The organism is Sphingomonas sp. PP-CE-3G-477 (genome assembly GCF_003050745.1).
Lineage (GTDB): Bacteria > Pseudomonadota > Alphaproteobacteria > Sphingomonadales > Sphingomonadaceae > Sphingomonas.
On record NZ_QAOF01000008.1, the window covers coordinates 29,533 to 46,216 of the forward strand.

Annotated in this window: 16 protein-coding genes; 8 read left to right on the forward strand and 8 right to left on the reverse strand. The window is 65.7% G+C overall.

Annotated elements, in window-relative coordinates:
- Positions 1-3: 3 nt before the first annotated feature.
- On the reverse strand, positions 4-1,410 hold the full coding sequence (locus C8J45_RS14695) for an L-serine ammonia-lyase (protein ID WP_107963893.1): 1,407 nt from the start codon (positions 1,408-1,410) through the stop codon (positions 4-6).
- Between the two features lie 904 nt (positions 1,411-2,314).
- On the opposite strand from C8J45_RS14695, the gene C8J45_RS14700 reads away from it, so the two are divergent.
- Positions 2,315-3,871 (forward strand): Fic family protein, encoded by a 1,557-nt coding sequence (locus C8J45_RS14700; protein ID WP_181321231.1) that lies wholly within the window; start codon positions 2,315-2,317, stop codon positions 3,869-3,871.
- A 102-nt stretch (positions 3,872-3,973) separates the two neighbouring features.
- On the opposite strand, the gene C8J45_RS14705 is transcribed toward C8J45_RS14700, so the two are convergent.
- The 5 genes from C8J45_RS14705 to C8J45_RS18950 all read right to left on the reverse strand — a co-directional run bounded on the left by C8J45_RS14705 (position 3,974) and on the right by C8J45_RS18950 (position 5,926).
- Complete coding sequence (locus tag C8J45_RS14705; RefSeq protein ID WP_107963895.1) at positions 3,974-4,195, reverse strand: AlpA family transcriptional regulator; 222 nt, start codon at positions 4,193-4,195, stop codon at positions 3,974-3,976.
- 18 nt (positions 4,196-4,213) lie between these two features.
- On the reverse strand, positions 4,214-4,444 hold the full coding sequence (locus tag C8J45_RS14710; protein WP_107963896.1) for a DUF2274 domain-containing protein: 231 nt from the start codon (positions 4,442-4,444) through the stop codon (positions 4,214-4,216).
- Between the two features lie 5 nt (positions 4,445-4,449).
- A complete protein-coding gene (locus C8J45_RS19700; RefSeq protein ID WP_308811353.1) occupies positions 4,450-4,686 on the reverse strand; it encodes a TrbI/VirB10 family protein in 237 nt (78 codons plus the stop codon).
- Entirely contained in the window at positions 4,680-5,318 is a 639-nt protein-coding gene (locus C8J45_RS19705) for a TrbI/VirB10 family protein (RefSeq protein ID WP_308811354.1), read from the reverse strand. Before C8J45_RS19705 ends, C8J45_RS19700 begins: the two co-directional genes overlap by 7 nt.
- 191 nt (positions 5,319-5,509) lie before the next feature.
- Complete coding sequence (locus tag C8J45_RS18950; protein WP_146168628.1) at positions 5,510-5,926, reverse strand: hypothetical protein; 417 nt, start codon at positions 5,924-5,926, stop codon at positions 5,510-5,512.
- A gap of 388 nt (positions 5,927-6,314) precedes the next feature.
- On the opposite strand from C8J45_RS18950, the gene C8J45_RS14730 reads away from it, so the two are divergent.
- The 7 genes from C8J45_RS14730 (at position 6,315) to C8J45_RS14760 (ending at position 11,955) form a co-directional block, all read left to right on the forward strand.
- A complete protein-coding gene (locus tag C8J45_RS14730; RefSeq protein WP_107963899.1) occupies positions 6,315-7,064 on the forward strand; it encodes a LuxR family transcriptional regulator in 750 nt (249 codons plus the stop codon).
- A 78-nt stretch (positions 7,065-7,142) separates the two neighbouring features.
- Positions 7,143-7,757 carry an acyl-homoserine-lactone synthase gene (locus C8J45_RS14735; protein ID WP_107963900.1) on the forward strand — a complete coding sequence of 205 codons (615 nt, stop codon included), beginning with the start codon at positions 7,143-7,145 and terminating at the stop codon, positions 7,755-7,757.
- 13 nt (positions 7,758-7,770) lie between these two features.
- Positions 7,771-8,652 (forward strand): phytanoyl-CoA dioxygenase family protein, encoded by an 882-nt coding sequence (locus tag C8J45_RS14740; protein WP_107963901.1) that lies wholly within the window; start codon positions 7,771-7,773, stop codon positions 8,650-8,652.
- Entirely contained in the window at positions 8,649-9,257 is a 609-nt protein-coding gene (locus C8J45_RS14745; protein WP_107963902.1) for a GntR family transcriptional regulator, read from the forward strand. Before C8J45_RS14740 ends, C8J45_RS14745 begins: the two co-directional genes overlap by 4 nt.
- Before the next feature lie 114 nt (positions 9,258-9,371).
- Entirely contained in the window at positions 9,372-9,503 is a 132-nt protein-coding gene (locus C8J45_RS14750; protein WP_107963903.1) for a benenodin family lasso peptide, read from the forward strand.
- A gap of 41 nt (positions 9,504-9,544) precedes the next feature.
- A complete protein-coding gene (locus tag C8J45_RS14755; protein WP_146168629.1) occupies positions 9,545-10,207 on the forward strand; it encodes a lasso peptide biosynthesis B2 protein in 663 nt (220 codons plus the stop codon).
- Positions 10,207-11,955, forward strand: a complete 1,749-nt coding sequence (locus C8J45_RS14760) for an asparagine synthetase B family protein (RefSeq protein ID WP_107963905.1) — start codon at positions 10,207-10,209, stop codon at positions 11,953-11,955. The genes C8J45_RS14755 and C8J45_RS14760 overlap by 1 nt, the downstream gene beginning before the upstream one ends.
- On the opposite strand, the gene C8J45_RS14765 is transcribed toward C8J45_RS14760, so the two are convergent.
- Both C8J45_RS14765 and C8J45_RS14770 read right to left on the reverse strand, forming a co-directional pair.
- Positions 11,952-14,075, reverse strand: a complete 2,124-nt coding sequence (locus C8J45_RS14765; protein WP_107963906.1) for an Atxe2 family lasso peptide isopeptidase — start codon at positions 14,073-14,075, stop codon at positions 11,952-11,954. The two genes, C8J45_RS14760 and C8J45_RS14765, sit on opposite strands and share 4 nt — an antisense overlap.
- Positions 14,069-16,645, reverse strand: a complete 2,577-nt coding sequence (locus C8J45_RS14770; RefSeq protein WP_107963907.1) for a TonB-dependent receptor — start codon at positions 16,643-16,645, stop codon at positions 14,069-14,071. The genes C8J45_RS14765 and C8J45_RS14770 overlap by 7 nt, the downstream gene beginning before the upstream one ends.
- Positions 16,646-16,684: the final 39 nt, after the last annotated feature.

The window sequence follows — 16,684 nt, forward strand, 5'->3', positions numbered from 1 at the left end:
CCTTCAGCATTCGACGACGTTGACGGCCAGGCCACCAAGCGACGTCTCCTTATATTGCGAGCGCATGTCCTCACCGGTCTGGCGCATCGTCTCGATCACCGCATCGAGGCTGACGATATGGCAACCGTCCCCCCGCAGCGCCAGATACGCGGCGTTGATCGCCTTGATCGCACCCATCGTGTTGCGCTCGATGCACGGGATCTGGACCAGCCCGCCGATCGGATCGCAGGTCAGGCCGAGGTTGTGCTCCATGCCGATCTCGGCGGCATTCTCGATCTGTTCGTTGGTCCCGCCGAGCGCCGCGACCAGCGCGCCCGCCGCCATCGAGCACGCGACGCCGACCTCGCCCTGGCACCCCATCTCCGCCGCCGAGATCGACGCGCGCTTCTTGTAGAGAAAGCCGATCGCCGCCGCGGTCAGCAGGAAATCGTGCGCGCCCTTCGGCGTCGGGTCCTTGGTGAACGTCTCGTAGAAGCGCAGCACCGCTGGCAGCACGCCCGCCGCGCCATTGGTCGGCGCGGTGACGACGCGGCCCCCGGCGGCATTCTCCTCGTTCACCGCGAGCGCATACAGGCTCACCCATTCGAACACCGCGGAGGGATCCGCCGCGGTATCGCGCGCCTGCAACCCCTCGAACAACGCCTTCGCGCGACGCGGCACCTTAAGCCCGCCCGGCAGGATGCCGCCCTGCCGACACCCGCGATCGATCGACGCGAACATGGCGCCACGGACGGCATCGAGGAACGCATCAGTCTCGCTCTCCGGCCGCCAGGCGATCTCGTTCTCGCGGACGATGTCGGCGATCGTCATCCCCGTCGCATCGCCGGTCGCGAGCAGTTCCGCGCCCGACGAGAACGGCCGCGGCAACAGGATGTTCGCCTTGACCGGCCCCGACCCTGCCTCGACGATCGCGCCACCACCGATCGAGAAATAGGTCCGCTCGACACTGCGCCCATCACCGAACGAGGCAGTGAACGTCACCGCATTGGGATGCCCCGGCAGGAAAGTCTGCGCGTGGAACAGCAGATGTTGGCTCTCCTCGAACCCGATCTCGACCCGCTCCCCCAGCATCAGTCGCCCGCTCGACCGGATCGCCGCCAGCCGCACCGGGATCAGGTCAGGATCGATCGTCTCGGGCTGCGCACCACTCAAGCCCAGCATCACCGCGCTGTCGGTCGCATGCCCCCGCCCGGTCAGCGCGAGCGAGCCGTACAGATCGACGCGCACCGCCACCGGCTGCTCGTCCGCGACCAGATCCGCGAACAACCATGCCGCACGCATCGGCCCGACGGTATGCGAACTCGACGGCCCGATCCCGATCGTGAACAGGTCGTGGATGCTGATCGCCTGGTGGCAATCGGGACGAGCGCGGGCGTGTTCATCCGGGCAATCGACGGTCAACGGGTTCATGCCGAGATGCTCAGGCGGGATCGGCGACGACGTACGGCGCGCGACCCTCGACCGGCGCGGCAAACTTGGCGGAAACGTCCATCGTCCTTGGCATCCTTCAACCCCTGACTCGCCAGCCGGTCACGACGGCCGGCCAGCCCCACCGTAGCCACGGTCGACATCACAGTACGAGACGATGCCCCCCGTCGTCCATCCGAAGTGAGCGGAGCATGGTGGACAAAGCCCGCTTGCAGGTTGCCCGCGTCAATATCAACGCGCTCGGCAACAGCGGCGTTCGGAAGCGCCCGTGCAAGGGAGCTCCCGTTCCAAGATGAGGCTGCGCTGCATGCCCGCGGAGGGTTATCGCATGCGGTTAAAGGAAATATCACTCTAACGGATGTTGGCGGAGACGGAGGGATTCGAACTGTTCCGACAAACTATTGATCTGTCGCAAAAAGCGATTCGAACTTCCGATCCGCGTACCACGGAAAATACCACGGTGACTTTTCGGCCAAAAAACAACGCTTTGCGTCGCCAGTTCGACTTCGTCGATAGTAATCGAACCCACGGTATTGGGTCAAGTCAGACGCGCCATAAGGCGGCAAATTTCAACCCAGCAGTTCGAATCATGTTGACATATTTCTGACAGTGCGGCCCGGACCGAAACGACGTCAAAGTCCATGTGCGATCGCGTCAGCATGGAATTGCTCGGTTTCAGCGCGGAGGACTTCAACACGCTGCGACAGCCCTTCTCGACCTAAATGCGAGCACCATGCCGTCAGCTGGAATATACGCTATCGATTCTAATAATTAGCACGAAAACCTAATTTTCGCTCGACATAATAACCTAAAAGTAGAACAGCATGAAAACCTAATAACCGCGCAACATGAAAACCTAACGGTTGCGCATTCTCGGGTGAACGCCGTGGCCACTCCCCAGCAAAAGCTCGCAGACGCGCTCGATACGCTCCGCACGCTTCAGGACCGCGACCTCGTCGCCATCCGCAGCATCGATCTCAGTCGGCCCCAGCGCGAACTGCTCTTGAAGCATGGCTTCCTGCAGGAAGTCATGAAGGGCTGGTATATGCCGGCACGGCCCGAAGCCGGTCCTGGGGAAAGCACGGCTTGGTACACCTCCTATTGGGGCTTTTGCAGCGCCTATCTGAACGAACGCTTCGGTGAAGATTGGTCTCTATCCCCCGAAATTTCGATCGCCCTGCAAACGGGGAATCGCACGGTTCCCAGGCAACTCCTCGTGCGCGCATCGAAAGGCGGCAACAAGGCGACGGCACTGCCCTTGGGCACTTCTCTGTTCGACGTCCGTGCGGCAATTCCGGCGCCCGAAGATGTCGCGCTACAGGACGGATTGCGTCTCTTCTCGATCCCCGCTGCCCTCATTGCAAGTGCTCCCGGCCTATATGAAAACGGTGCGATCGACGCCCGAGCCGCATTGGCGACTGTGCGGGACGCATCCGAGTTGTTGGGGCAGTTGCTCGAAGGGGGGCACAGCGCGATCGCCGGCCGCCTGGCCGGCGCGTTCCGCAACATCGGGCGTGAACGCATTGCCGACGACATTTTGAAGGCGATGCGATCGGCAGGCTATACCGTGCGCGAGCAGGATCCTTTCATGGCTAAGCTCGAGACTCTCCTGCCGGCGCGTGAGCGCTCCCCCTATGCGGGCCGCATCCGCCTGATGTGGCAGGAGATGCGTGGAGCGATCCTTGAGCGATTCCCACCGCCGCCGGGCCGCCCCGCCGATATCGGCGCCTATCTCAAGCGCGTGCAGGATAGCTATGTCACCGACGCCTATCATTCCCTGTCCATTGAGGGCTATCGCGTCAGCCCGGAACTGATCGAGCGCGTCCGCAGCGGTACGTGGAATCCGGAAGTCGACGAGCAGGATCGCGAATACAAGGATGGACTGGCTGCACGCGGCTACTGGCTTGCCTATCAAGCGGTTCTCAAAAGCCTGAATCGCGTCCTGACCAACGAAAACCCGGGTCTCGTCGCTGACGAGGAGCATGGCGACTGGTATCGCGAGATGTTCGCGCCGAGTGTCACCGCAGGACTGATCAGCGCGAGCGACCTCGCTGGCTATCGCAACGGTCAGGTCTACCTGCGTGGCTCGATGCACGTGCCGCTCAACCGCGATGCAGTCCGCGATGCGATGCCGGTGTTCTTCGAACTGCTAAGTCAGGAAACCGAGCCAGCGGTCCGCGTCGTTCTTGGTCACTTCATCTTCGTCTACATCCATCCCTATATGGACGGGAACGGGAGAACTGGCCGCTTCCTGATGAATGTCATGCTCGCGGCTGGTGGCTATCCCTGGACGGTCGTACCCGTGGAGCAGCGCGCCGACTATATGGCCGCGCTTGAAGAAGCCAGTGGCCGGCAGAACATTCGCCCCTTCACGGAGTTCCTGGCGCGACTGCTGGACCGCGAACTGAGGGGAGAAACGGTTGCCCGGCTCCCGACAGCATGATTACCGGCCACTCTGATCCGCCGGAACCCAAGGTGGCCTCAATCCGATCTATCGAGAGTTGGCGCGCGCAATGAAGACGAGGGCGGTGCTTCCGGACTTAGTCTAAACCTTCCGCTTCTTCCCCTCGAAGCCATCCTTCACGTCATCGATCCAGGCGACGATCTCATGGTTGCTCCATCGCGCCGCGCAGGGCGACGGCTTGTAAGGCGCGGGAAACTTCCCTTCACCGATCAATCGGTAGATCATCGACTTGCCGAGGCCGACGCGGCGCTTGACCTCATCGAGTTTCACGAATCGATTCGGGATTGGTGCTTCGTCGCTCATGATCGACCCCAGCGTCGCTTACCGGCGCCACTCGGCGAGCCCCTCGCCCGCCTTGGCAAATCCGCGGTCGCTAGCGAGGAAAGCCGCAAGCATGTGCGGGATGAGGTCGGCGATCGATTGGTCTTCACCATAGGTCTGCTGGTAGATCGCGGCATAGTCCGCCAACGCCTTATGCAATTCCGGCGCGACGCTGATCGCCACTCTGCCCGGGGTCCGATCCGGCAGGCATGCAAGCTTGAGCTCGGTCATGCTCCCTATCCTTTCCATGGTGCGAGAATGAGATCGCGATGGACGATGAGCCGGACCGGAGCACCGGGCCGGATCGTGATCGTCGGCTGAACCTGCAGATTGCGCGAGGTGATCTGGTCCCCGGCGCGTGATGCATTCTGCTGCGTAGACTCGCGGATCGCCTGGACGAGATCGCTTTCGCCCGAGAAGGTCACGTTCGCGCCAACCCCGAGCAGCGTCGAGATTGCAACCCCTTTCAGCAACGACCAGGTATGAAATTCACCTTATCCGCGAGCCCAGCATAGCCCGACGGATCGGTGGCGGGCACGTTGTCGAGCCGGATCGAGCTGCCGTCGGGCAATATGATCCGCTGCCATGCGATCAGCGCACGGCGTTGGCCGAAGGCGACGACGCTGTCGTAGCTGCCGATCAGACGCGCACCTTGCGGGATAAGCAGGATCGATCCGGTCGCGCTATCGTAGACGCGTTCGGTGACCTGCGCCGTGACGAGCGCCGGCAAATCCGACCGCAGCCCGGTGATCAGACTGGCAGCGATGATGCTGCCCGCCGACAGCATGTCTGGCGATGCAGGCGCGGCCAGCCGATGTCTGTTGACGTCGCCGCCCGTATCCTTGCTGGCGACGAAGTCCGCCTTGCGCTGCTGGGTGTTCGGATCCCGATCGGAATCGATGGCCAGCTTCGCCCCGTCGGCCGGAGGAATGCTCGGCTCGGCCTGCGGTGACTCCGCCGCAACCGAGGGAACAGAACGGTTGCCGGCTTGCACCAACACAGTAGATTCCCGTGCGGCGCGCAATTCCGACGCGCGCCGGTCGCGCTCGGTGGCCGCGGCTTGGTCCGCACGCTGGCCCGGCGTTGCAACCGACTCGGTTGCCATCGCCCGTCGATGCTCGAGGATAGGACGTCCGAGATCGCCCGGCAGCGGCGGACCAAGCTTCGGCGCCTCTCCATAGCTCGCGGGCAGGGCGCTCAGCGCGTCGGTCGGCGGTTTGGCGACGACGGTCTGATCGTCGGGCCGGCCCGCCAGGTGGAGCCCGCCTGGGCGGAGCGCGACCCACGCCGTTGCGATCAGACTGGCCGAAGCGAGAGAAGCCGGCGTAGCGGCAGCAGCCGGTCCTCGGCGGAGACGAGCCCGCGCAGGCGATAATGAAGGAGCACCGCTTCCTCCCCGGTCAGCCTGCCTTCCTCAACGTCCAGCCGGATGTGATGCCAGCCGTCCGATAGAACGACATGCTCGCGCCCGGCTTCGTCCACGGCAACGGCGAGCCAAGGAGCAATTCGATCAAGGCGCAGACTATCGGGGTGAGAAGGATCGGCAGGCATAGCGGCAACCGCAATCGTCCCTGGATCGAAATCGGCATGCCAGATGATCCGGGCCGCTGGCGCGGCGCGGCTCGGATGCTCGGCGAAAGTGAAGCCCCCACTGCAGCGGATCCAGGCGCGGGGCGGGCTGGGCGCCACGCGTCGCGCGCGCGCGCGCGCCAAGCAACGTAATCGGGATCGCGACGCAGCCACTCCCACATCAATCCTGCGCGATCGATGTCCCGCAACCGCGCATAGTCGGACGCGCTGCGCCAATCCGGAGGTCCGCCCTCCGCATCAGAAGCGCTCACCTTCTGTCCGCCCCAAGCGCAACCACGCCGACAGACATGATGCCAATAGCCGACCCTCTGATCGACATGGCAGTGATAGGCGTCCGCGTCGCACCTGTCGGACCACCACTTTTGTCTCCGAATTGTCTGTGATACTTATCTGCTAGTGGTCTCGCCGCGCGGCGGCCTGAGAAACCGCCGCCTGGCGCTAGCAAGGGGGAAAGGGCGAGCACCGGGGTCACGGGGGCTTGAGACGCCGCCGGGTGTCGCAACACAGCGCAATGCGTTTCGATACAGTAGCGACGCATTTCAGGAATGTCGTCGAGTCGGTGGCAAGCGCCGACGAACTTGCGATCGCGATGGAGATGATAACGCCCCTTCTGGGATTCGAGCATTATGCGTTGTCGCACCACACCGACATCGATGCGGCGCGCGGCAACGCAGTCCGGTTGCACGATTACCCCGAACGATGGGCAAACTATTATGAGCGCAACGCCTTGAGCGTGACCGATCCGGTGCATCGCGCCAGCCATGTCACGAGCTCGGGCTTCTGCTGGTCCAACATGCCAAACATGATCCCGCTCACCGCTAGCGACCAGCGCATGCTGGCGCTCGGGCGTGATCAGGGGATCGGCGACGGCTTCACGGTTCCGGCACACGTCCCAGGCGAGGCACGCGGATCGTGCTCGTTCGCGAACCGCGCGGGGCGGCCGATGCCGATGCACATGCTGCCGCTGGCGCAACTCGCCGGCAACTTCGCGTTCGAGGCGGCACGCCGGCTCTGGACCGCCCGCGGGCATCGATCGCTGCCGCGCCCGCTGCTGACCGACCGCCAGCGCGACTGCGTGCTATGGATTGCGCGCGGCAAGGGCGACTGGGAGGTGGGCTGCATCCTCGGCATCAGCGAGGAAACGGTCGCGCGCCATGTCAGGAATGCCTGCGAGCGCTATGAAGTGAACAAGCGGACATTGCTGGTGATCCGGACGCTGTTCGACGGAACGCTGACCTTCACCGATCTGGTCGGCCGCTGATATACCCCTTTCCCGGTATGGCGGCAGCAGCAGCTTTTGCCCGACCCTGGCTCGATCACACGACCAGGGAGACCCACGATGCTGCACATTCTCCAGTCCACTGGCGGCCCCGCGTCCGACGATGCGCTGCGCGCGATGTTCGCGGCGCGAAAATCGGTCTTCGTCGATCTGCTGAAATGGGACGTTCCGGTCCTCGACGACGCCTATGAGGTCGACCAGTTCGACGACGTCCACGCCACCTATCTGATCCTAGCCGAGCCGGACGGCACGCATCTCGGATCGACGCGGCTGCTGCAGACGACGCGACCGCACATTCTCGACAGTCTGTACGCCATGCTCTGCGAGGAGGCGCCGCCGCGCGCCGTCGACATTTTCGATATCACCCGGTTTTGCCTCGACCGGCGGATGACCGCACGCGAGCGCCGTGCCGTACGCGACACGCTGGTGACCACCTTGGTCGAGCACGCGCTGGCACACGGAATCCGGGCCTACACGGCGATCGCCGAGATCGGCTGGTTCCAGCAGATCCTCGCCTTCGGCTGGCACTGCGCCCCGCTGGGCCTGCCGCAGATGGTCGACGGGGCGATGCTCGTTGCGCTGAAAATCGACGTGACGACCGAAACGCCCGCGTTGCTCGCGAGAGCCGGCATTACCGTGCCGCCCGCCCCTCGCGACGAACGTCTCGCGGCCTGACGGGAGAAGAACCATGTCGAACACGACCGTCCTCACCGACGCGATCTCGCACCACACCGCCGAACTCGCCGCGCAGGGCTTCTGCATCATTCCCGATGCGCTCCCCCCCGACATCGTCGCCGCGCTCGATGCGGTTCTCGCAGAGGATTTCGCCCGGACACCGTTCGGCCAGGGCAGCTTCTACGGCAGCACCACCAAGCGGTTCGGGCGACTCCTGGTACGCTCGCCCGTAGCCGTCGCGCTTGTCCAGCACCGGCTGATCCTCGGCATCGTCGAGACGGTGCTGTCGCCGTGGTGCGACTGCATCCAGCTTAACACGACCCAGGCGATCGCGGTGCACCCCGGCGCACCCGCGCAGTTGCCGCACCGCGACCAGGACATGTGGCGCGGCCCGGTCGGCGAGATCGAATATCTCGTCAACGTGATGTTGCCGCTGACGCCGTTCACGCACGACAATGGCGCAACGCTGGTCTGGCCTCACAGCCACGGTAGACGGGCCCTCGATGCGGACCTGGGCGGTGAGTCTGTAGCTGCAGAGATGGCCCCGGGGGCGGCCCTGCTCTTCCTCGGGTCGACGCTGCACGGCGCCGGCGCGAACCTGAGCGACACGATACGGCGCGGTCTGGTGGTCGGCTATTCGCTCGGTTGGCTCAAACCCCATGAGAATCAATGGCTGGCCTACCCGCCTGCCGTTGCCCGCCACTTCCCGTCGGACCTGGCGGCGCTCGTGGGATACCGCCAGCATCGTCCCAATCTCGGCAATTACGAAGGGCAGTGCCCTTCGGTGCTGCTCGACGGCGATGCAGACCGTCCGCTCGGGGCGATCGACGCGCTGCGGCCGGACCAGCAGGCGCTGGTCGATGCCTATGCGCAGGAACGGAGACAGGCCTCATGAATTCCGGTCCTACGGTCGAACGCGTCCACGACATCCTCAGAGCGCGGATCCTGAGCCGCGAGTTCCGGCCGGGCGACCGGCTCGATCCGGCGGTTCTCGCAGCGCCCTTGTCGGCAAGCGTCACCCCGGTCCGGGATGCGCTGCACCTGCTGACCGGTGAAGGCCTGGTCGAGACGCGCACCAGCGGCGGCTTCCACGTTCCCGCACTCGATGAGCCAGGGCTGAAGGACCTGTACGATTGGGCGGCGGAACTGCTGGTGCTGGCCATTCGGTCCTGGCCAAAGATCGCCTTCGCAAAACCGGTGGGACGCGAGATAGAGCATCGTCCGATCGCCGATCGCGTCGGCGACATTTTCCGGGAGATCGTCCGCCAGTCGTCGAATCGCGAGCATGTCCTGGCAATCGGTCGACTCAACGCCCGACTGCACGCGGTACGAACGGTCGAGCCGCTCGTGCTCGAGCATACCGACGAGGAGCTTGCCGCGATCGAAGCCGCAGCAACAGGCGGCGAACGCGACGCTCTTCGCCGTCTCGTTACCGCCTATCATCGCCGACGCCGCCGGCTAGCGGCCGAGATCGTGCGCACGGTCTACCGATCCGAATGATCGCGTGCGCCCTTCAAACAATCTCGAGATAGAATCCGTATAAAGTTCGTATAGCGTTACGTCGCTTCTAGCCTGTTTCGTGCTGCGGATGTGCAGCGAACAAGGAGAAGTGAAATGGAACGCAATGACGAACCCTGCGCCGACCTGATCGATCTCGGCGCGGCCAGCACCGTGACCAAGGGCCCGAGGGGGGAATTCCCCGATATACTGGAGGGCCAGCTGGTCGCTGGACTCAGCAACGATTGAGCGACGGGCGCGCGGCCGATCCGGCCGCGCGCCTTTCGGCCATGGGTTACACACTCGCGCCCGGCGTCAGCTTCTGCCGCGTATCCGATCGGATGATGTTTCTCGACATCAAAGCCGATCGATATTTCTGCCTCTCTTCGACCGCGGAGCAAAGTTTCGCGCGTCTGATCGACGGGGCGCCGACTACTGAGGAGGACGAGATCATTCTCGCCAGTCTCGCGCGACATGGACCGCTGACCGATGGTAGCCACGGAGGTCCGCTCGTGCCCTGCCTTGCCACGGTCGCAACGCGAACGGCTCCGCCTGGCCTCGCCATACCGCTCCGCCCTGCGCAACTCTTACTCGCGGCCGGCAGTCTGGCGCTCGCCCCGCTGCGCTTGCGACTGTTCGGACTGACGGGCGTGATACGCGCGCTGCAGGCCCGCAAGGCGCAGGCGACAATCCCCGAGCCCCATGATCGCGAGTTAACCGCAACCGCCGCGGCATTCGCACAGCTGCGCTACGTGGCGACCGCGCATGATCGGTGCCTGACGCGGTCGATCGCGCTGGCGAGCCGGCTGTACGCCCAAGGGCTGTCCGCCGAACTGGTGCTCGGCGTCCAGCTGCGGCCTTTCGCTGCCCATGCCTGGGTCCAAGCAGGCGATCGCGTGCTCAACGATCGCGTCGACGTGGTGCGCGACTTCACGCCGATCCTGGTGGTCTGATGACCGATCGCTTCTTTGCGCTGATCGGCGGCGGATCCGACGAGCACGCCGCGATCGCGGCGACGGTGGCCCGCGCCCCACTCCTGCATATCGCCTACGCGCAGCGCGGCTGCCTGGTGGTGGTGGAGCGCGGCGCATCGGTCGTTCCCGTCGATGATCGCGGCGTCGTGATCGGCCCGCTGTTCGCCGTCGGGCGGCGTGGACAGCAGCACGCGCTCAGCGCGAATGAGGCGGCGGCGGTCACGGCAAGTGCGGGCCATCACCTGACGCGTGCCTATTGGGGCGGGTATGTCGCGATCCTGCCGGCTGTGGGACAAGACTCGGTCGATGTACTGCGCGCGCCGTTCGGCGAACTGCCGTGCTTCTATGCACGCACCGGATCGCGGTGGATCATCGCGTCCGACGTGGCATTGCTCGCACGATACGGTGGGTTCCAGCCCTCGCTCGACTGGGCGGCGTTGGCCCGATTCCTTTGCGCCCCGACGCTTCGCAGCAGCGAAACCTGTCTGCGCGGGCTCCAGGAAGTGCGCGGTGGCGATCGCCTCACTGTCGCCGGGCCCGCCGCCACCACGGCGTGCCTGTGGTCGCCATGGACGTTTGCCGCGACCGATCGGCAGCTGCTCGATCCGGTCGAGGCAGCCCGTCGCCTGCGCGCAGACATCGTCTCGGCGATCGCCACGCGCGGCTCGACCGCCAAGCGCAGCGTCCTGATGTTGTCGGGAGGCCTCGACTCGTCGGTTGCTGCCTGCGCTGCAGCGCAAGACGGCGTGGCGCTGCGTTGCGTCAATGTCCGCACGAACGATCCCGGCGGCGACGAGCGTCGCTATGCGCGCTCGGTATGCGATCACCTCGGGTTTGCGTTGGAGGAACGCGCCTTCGCGCTGGATGGCATCGATCTCGCTCGATCGGCCGCCGCGGCGCTGCCGCGCCCGGTAACGCGCGCGTTCGAATACGAGGCCCGGCGCCAAGCGTACGCCGTCGCTGCCGAAGTCGGCGCCGATCTCGTGCTGACCGGCGGCGGCGGTGACAACATCTTCTGCTCGCTGCAGTCGGTTACGCCGCTGCTCGATTGTCTGGCCTCGTTCCCCGACCGCCGGGAATTCTGGCGTGTCGCGCGCGAGATTTCGGAATTTTGCGATGCGAGCCTTGTGACCGTCGTGCGCCGTGCATGGCGTCGCTCCTGGAAGAAGCGCCGTCCGATCCCGACCGATGTCGACCTGCGTTTCCTGTCGGCGGCGGCCCGCGAGCAGGCCGCGACGTTGCCGCGGCATCCCTGGTTGCGACCGCCGAAGACGGTCCTGCCCGGAAAGGCCGCACACGTATCGCTGCTGCTGGGCACGCAGCACCTTACCGAGGACAGCGACCCGCAGGCGGACCGCCGCCTGCTCTCTCCATTGATTTCCCAGCCCGTCGTCGAGCTGTGCCTGCGCATCCCGTCCTGGATGTGGTTCGATCGCGGTTGCAACCGCGCGGTCGCCCGGCACGCATTCGAAGCCGATCTGCCGCCCGACGTCGCGTGGCGGCGGTCGAAAGGCTCGCCCGACAGTTTCCTGGTCGAGATGTTCGAAGCCAATCGGGACCAGATCCGGGCGCTATTGCTGCACGGCAATCTCGCGCGTCATGGCTTGCTCGACACGGATGCACTCTCACCGCATCTCGATGACGTGGGTCCGGTGCACGGATCGGACCATGTCCGAATCCTCCGGCTGGTCGATATTGAGGCATGGACGCGCTGCTGGCCCGCTTAAGGTGAACCGCTTCCGGCAACGGTCGCCCGATCGCTGCTCGCACGCGCGGCGCGCAGGGCGCGCCAGCGCTCATATTGCACCGTCTTGCCAGGATCGGGGTCTTCGCGCCCCTGCAGCCAGAAGTCGAACCAGTCGAGGTCGCGCGCATAGTCCGCCAGTCGGTGTACCGGCTGCGTGCGGGTGTGGTATTCGGCGGGATAGACGTACATCTCGACCGGCTTCCGCTTCTCGCGCAGTGCGGTGAATGCTTCCAGGCCGAGCAGATATTCGCGGTCGGCGAGCTGCATCAGGATTGGCGCCTTGATCCGGTCGGCGTTCAGCGACAGCGCCATCGGTTTCCAGAAGCGCGTGCCTTCCTCGGTTGCCAGCGGATAGTGTCGCACCGCGCGATTCCAGTCGGCCCAGGCGATGCCGCCATAGGTCATGACCGTCTTGGGATCTTCGCAGCAGGTGCTGATCGACGCGGCAGCGAAGCGATCCGAATTGATCAGCGCATATTCGACGGTCGACACGCCATCGCTCAGGCCCGTGATCCCTACCCGGTCGGGATCGACGCCGCCGCGTGCCACGGCAAGGTCGACGCCGGCCAGGACCGATGACATCAGGCTTTTACGCTCGGCCCAATCCTTGGTCATTGCGGTGATGATCTCGTCGATCGTGCGCAGGTTCGGAAAGGCGGCGCCGTAGATCGGCGGCCGCTCGATGCTGAGAACGGCAAAGCCCCGCGCCGCCAGTGGGAAGATGGGATGCGCGTCGCCGGTCCCGCCGCGGAGAAAGCCGTCGCTATGGTATTGGACGACCACCAAGGGCAGCGTGGTGCCGGGGACATGACCCGGCGGGAGGACGAGATCCCCCCAAGCGGGTAGTCCGATATCGTTGCGCCAGGTCAGGCGTTCGACCGTGCCGAGCTCGAGACGGGCAAAGCCCGGATTCGGATCGAACAGCGTCGAGACCCTGCCCGTCGCGAGATCGATCGAGACCAATCGTCGCGGCGTGGTCGCATTCTCGGCGGTGCAGAACAGCCGTCCGCCGCGATGGGTGCAGCCGATGAGCCAGTCGCTGCTCGCCAGTATCCGCCGTGGGTCGCCGTGCCCCGGCCGCCAGCGGTACAGTGCCATCCGTCCCTTGGCCCAGCCTTCGCGGCGCAGGAAGACCAGCGCGCCATCGTCGGCCCACCACAGATCGACGATACCGTCGCTGCACGTGTCGGCGAGACAGGGGCGTTTCCGGTGCGCCCGGTCGGCGACCCAGATCCGCAAGGGACTGAGCGGCGCGGGCGACACGCGCTCGGTGCCCGCCGTCCGTCCATCCCGCGCGAGGATGTCCGTATCGGAACGGGCGCTCCCGCCGCTGGCGACCGGTAACAGCCGCGCGTCCCCAGGTTCGGCGGGCCGAGCCCGGCCGCCGTCCACGCCGATCCGAAAGATCGTCTCGGGCACGTCGGCTTCGCGGATCTGCGGCCGCGGCCCGGCATTGGGCGTCACCCGCGCATCATAGAGGTAGCCGGTCCGCGCCTCGGCATCGAGGGCGCGGCGCGCGGATTCGACGCCCGGCCGGCTCACGAACACCAGCTCCTGCCCGCCGGGCGCCCAGGCCCAGCGCTCGATATCGACGGGCGAGCGGGTGATCGCATTGGCGCCGCTGCCGTCGGCGCGCGCGCGCCAGATCTGCGTCACGCCGCCAACCCGCTTCAGATAGGCGACCCATCGACCATCGGGCGACCATGCCGGGACCACCAGGTCGGGAAAGCCGGTATTGACGAACAACCCGCGCTTGAGGTCGCTGGCCGTGATCATGTCGCCGCCCTGGTCGATGATGCGCGCCGCGCCGCCGCGCGTCGGCAGGACGACCAGTGCCCGGCAATAGCCGTTGCTGGCGATGTCGCCGCGACTGAGGACGAAGGCAATCGACGTCCCGTCGGGCGCGATCGCCAGGGGACTCGGCAGCGCAAAGAAGGATGGGTCGGGCATGCCGATGTCGCGAAGCGCGATCAGGTCGCGCGCCTCGATCCGCCGCCGTGGGGCGCTCGCCTCCGCCGCGTTCGGCAGCAGGTCACGGCATTCGGCCCAGGCCGGCGTCGCCACCGTCAGGCTGAGCAGGAGCAGCGCCCCCCTCACCATGGCTTCGAAACCGAAAGGCTGATGACCCGTCCGAGCGGAGAATAGTTGGTCGAGTCGTAGGGTGTGTCATAGGGTAGCGTGGTGGCGATCGGCGCCGGCTGGGCATTGAACAGGTTCTGCACCGACGCGATGATATCCAGGCCGCCGAGCACCCCGCCGTCCGCCTTGTAGCGAATCGTAAAGTCGACCGGCGTCATGCCGCCGATGCGCTGGCTCGACGCCGTGCGGTTATCGGTGACCGGCCCGATATGCGTGACGTTGGCGGTCGCGGTGATCGGTCCGACGGTCCAGCCGAGATCGCCGCGCAGGCGCCAATGCGGCGGGTTGAAGATGAGCCCGGCAAGCTGGGTGACGGGAAGTGCCGGGCCGATCCGGCGCTCGCTCTTAAGATAGGCGGCATTCGCCGATGCCGAAATCCGGCCTAGACCCAGCTTTCCGACATAATGCGCCAGCACGTCGACGCCGCGCACCGACTGGCGGCCGGCATTGACGCTGTTGTTACGCACCAGCGCGACGACGTTGGCGGGATTGTAGGCGATCGCGCCGCTGACGTTGGTGAAGATCCCGGCGCCCGCAAGCACGTCCGCCTGGGTCGCGGCGTCGGGGTTGAGCGTCACGAAGCCAGCATAGGCGGGATTGCTAAGGGCCGACGATACCGACGGGATCGGCGTGACGATCCGGTCGCGATAGTCGACGGAGAAATAGCTGGCCTCGATGCCGAACCCTTCGAGCCCACGCGGATGGAGGTCGATCGTTGCCGACCAGTTGGTCGACCGCTCGGGCTCGAGCCCCGGGTTACCGCCGAGGGTCAGGAGCGCGGTCGCTGTTGCCGGATACCCCTGTCCGCCCACGGTCGTGGTCCGGGTCAGATAGACGGTCTGCGGCTGGTACTGCTGGTAGAGCGTCGCGGCGCGGAAGCTCTTCCCCCAGCTGCCTTTGAGCGACACGTCGGCGGTCGGCGCATAGATCAGGCCGAACTTCGGCGTCGCCACGTGCGCGACGCGGCGATAATCCTCGTACCGGACCGCCGCGCTCAGCGTCAGGCTGTCGACGAACGGAATTGCGTTGGCGCGTCCCACCAGCGGGAGGCTCAATTCGCCGAAACCATAGGTATCGGACTGGGACCGGTCGATATTCTGGATGCCGTTGACGCCGGTAAAACGACGGAAGTCGATCCGGCGATGGCCGGCACCGAGCGCCACCTTCACCGCGCCGCCGGGCAGCGAGAGCAGCTTGCCGTCGGTTGAGAGTTCGATCGAGCGTGCACGATTGCGGTAATAGCCGCCGGTGTTGACCGATCGCACGCCGCCCTGGACGGTCTCGCCACCATAATCGACCTTGTCCTGGCCATAGGTGCCGGACAGCATGACGTCCCAACCCGAGGCGGGGGTCCAGGACAAGGATGGCGACAGTCCGAAAGACTGGGCCCCCGAGTAGGTCGTGCCGCGACTCACCGCCAGGTTTCCGCCAATCGCCAGCGGATAGGTCAGGTCGGTCCAGCGCTTGTTGAACATGCCGTCGACCGCGAGGGTGAGATCGTTCACGATCGCCTGCCGACCGGAACCGATCACGCTGTGATGGCGCTGCGCGGGAAAGAGCGTCAGGCCGGGGGAGCGTGTCGCGGCATAGTCGCGCTGGCCCGCCGTGATCGCGCCGTTGCTGCCATGTTCATATGCCAGGAGGACGTTGCCGTCGCGCCAGGTCTTGCCTGCCGTCGCACCATAGAGCTGCGAAAAGCCGCCGCCGTCGGTGGCCCCGCCGAGCCGGGCACTGGTTTCCAGTCCGTCGAGGTCGCGCCTGAGGATGATGTTGACCACCCCCGCGACAGCATCCGAGCCGAACAGCGCGGATGCGCCGTCGGGCACGACATCGACCCGGTCGACCGCGCCGAGTGGGATGGTGGAAATGTCGATGCTCTGCTTGGCGGCATTGTAGGACAGGCGGTGGCCGTTGAGCAGGGTCAGCGTCGCATCGCTGCCGAGCCCGCGGAGGTTGATCGAGGCGCCGCCGCCGACGTCGCCGCCATTGGCCTCCGGCACGTTGAAGCCGATACCGGGATTCTGGCCCCCGCCGAAATTCTGCGGTAGCGCACGTAGGGCATCCGGCAGCGTCGCACGCCCGGAATCGAGGATCGACTGTCGATCGACCACGATCACCGGCGCGGCGACCGGGGCACCACGAATACGCGAGCCGGTCACGACGATGTCATCGCGGGCCCGGTCGCTGGCAGCATCGGCAAGGGGATCGTCCTCAGTTTCGACGATCAGCGTCCCCCCGCTGACGCGGGCTCGCAGACCAGTTCCAGCGAGCAGCAGGGCAACGGCCCGCTCGACCGTATAGTCTCCCTTGAGCGCGGGCGCCCGTAGGCCGCGCACGAGGGACGCTGGCACGAGAATGTTTCGACCAGACGCAAGCGCGACGGCGCGCAACGACTGGCCGAGCGCCTGCGCAGGCAGGGCATAGATCGCAGTTTCAGGTTGGCCGGCATATGCGTTAGGCACCATCGCGACGATAAGGGTCACGCTTCCCAGCGTGAGCGAAAGCGCGTCGCGCAAGCCGGTATGTCGCATTGATGGTCCCCTTTTCTCGGCCCGCAGTGTGCGGTGCCG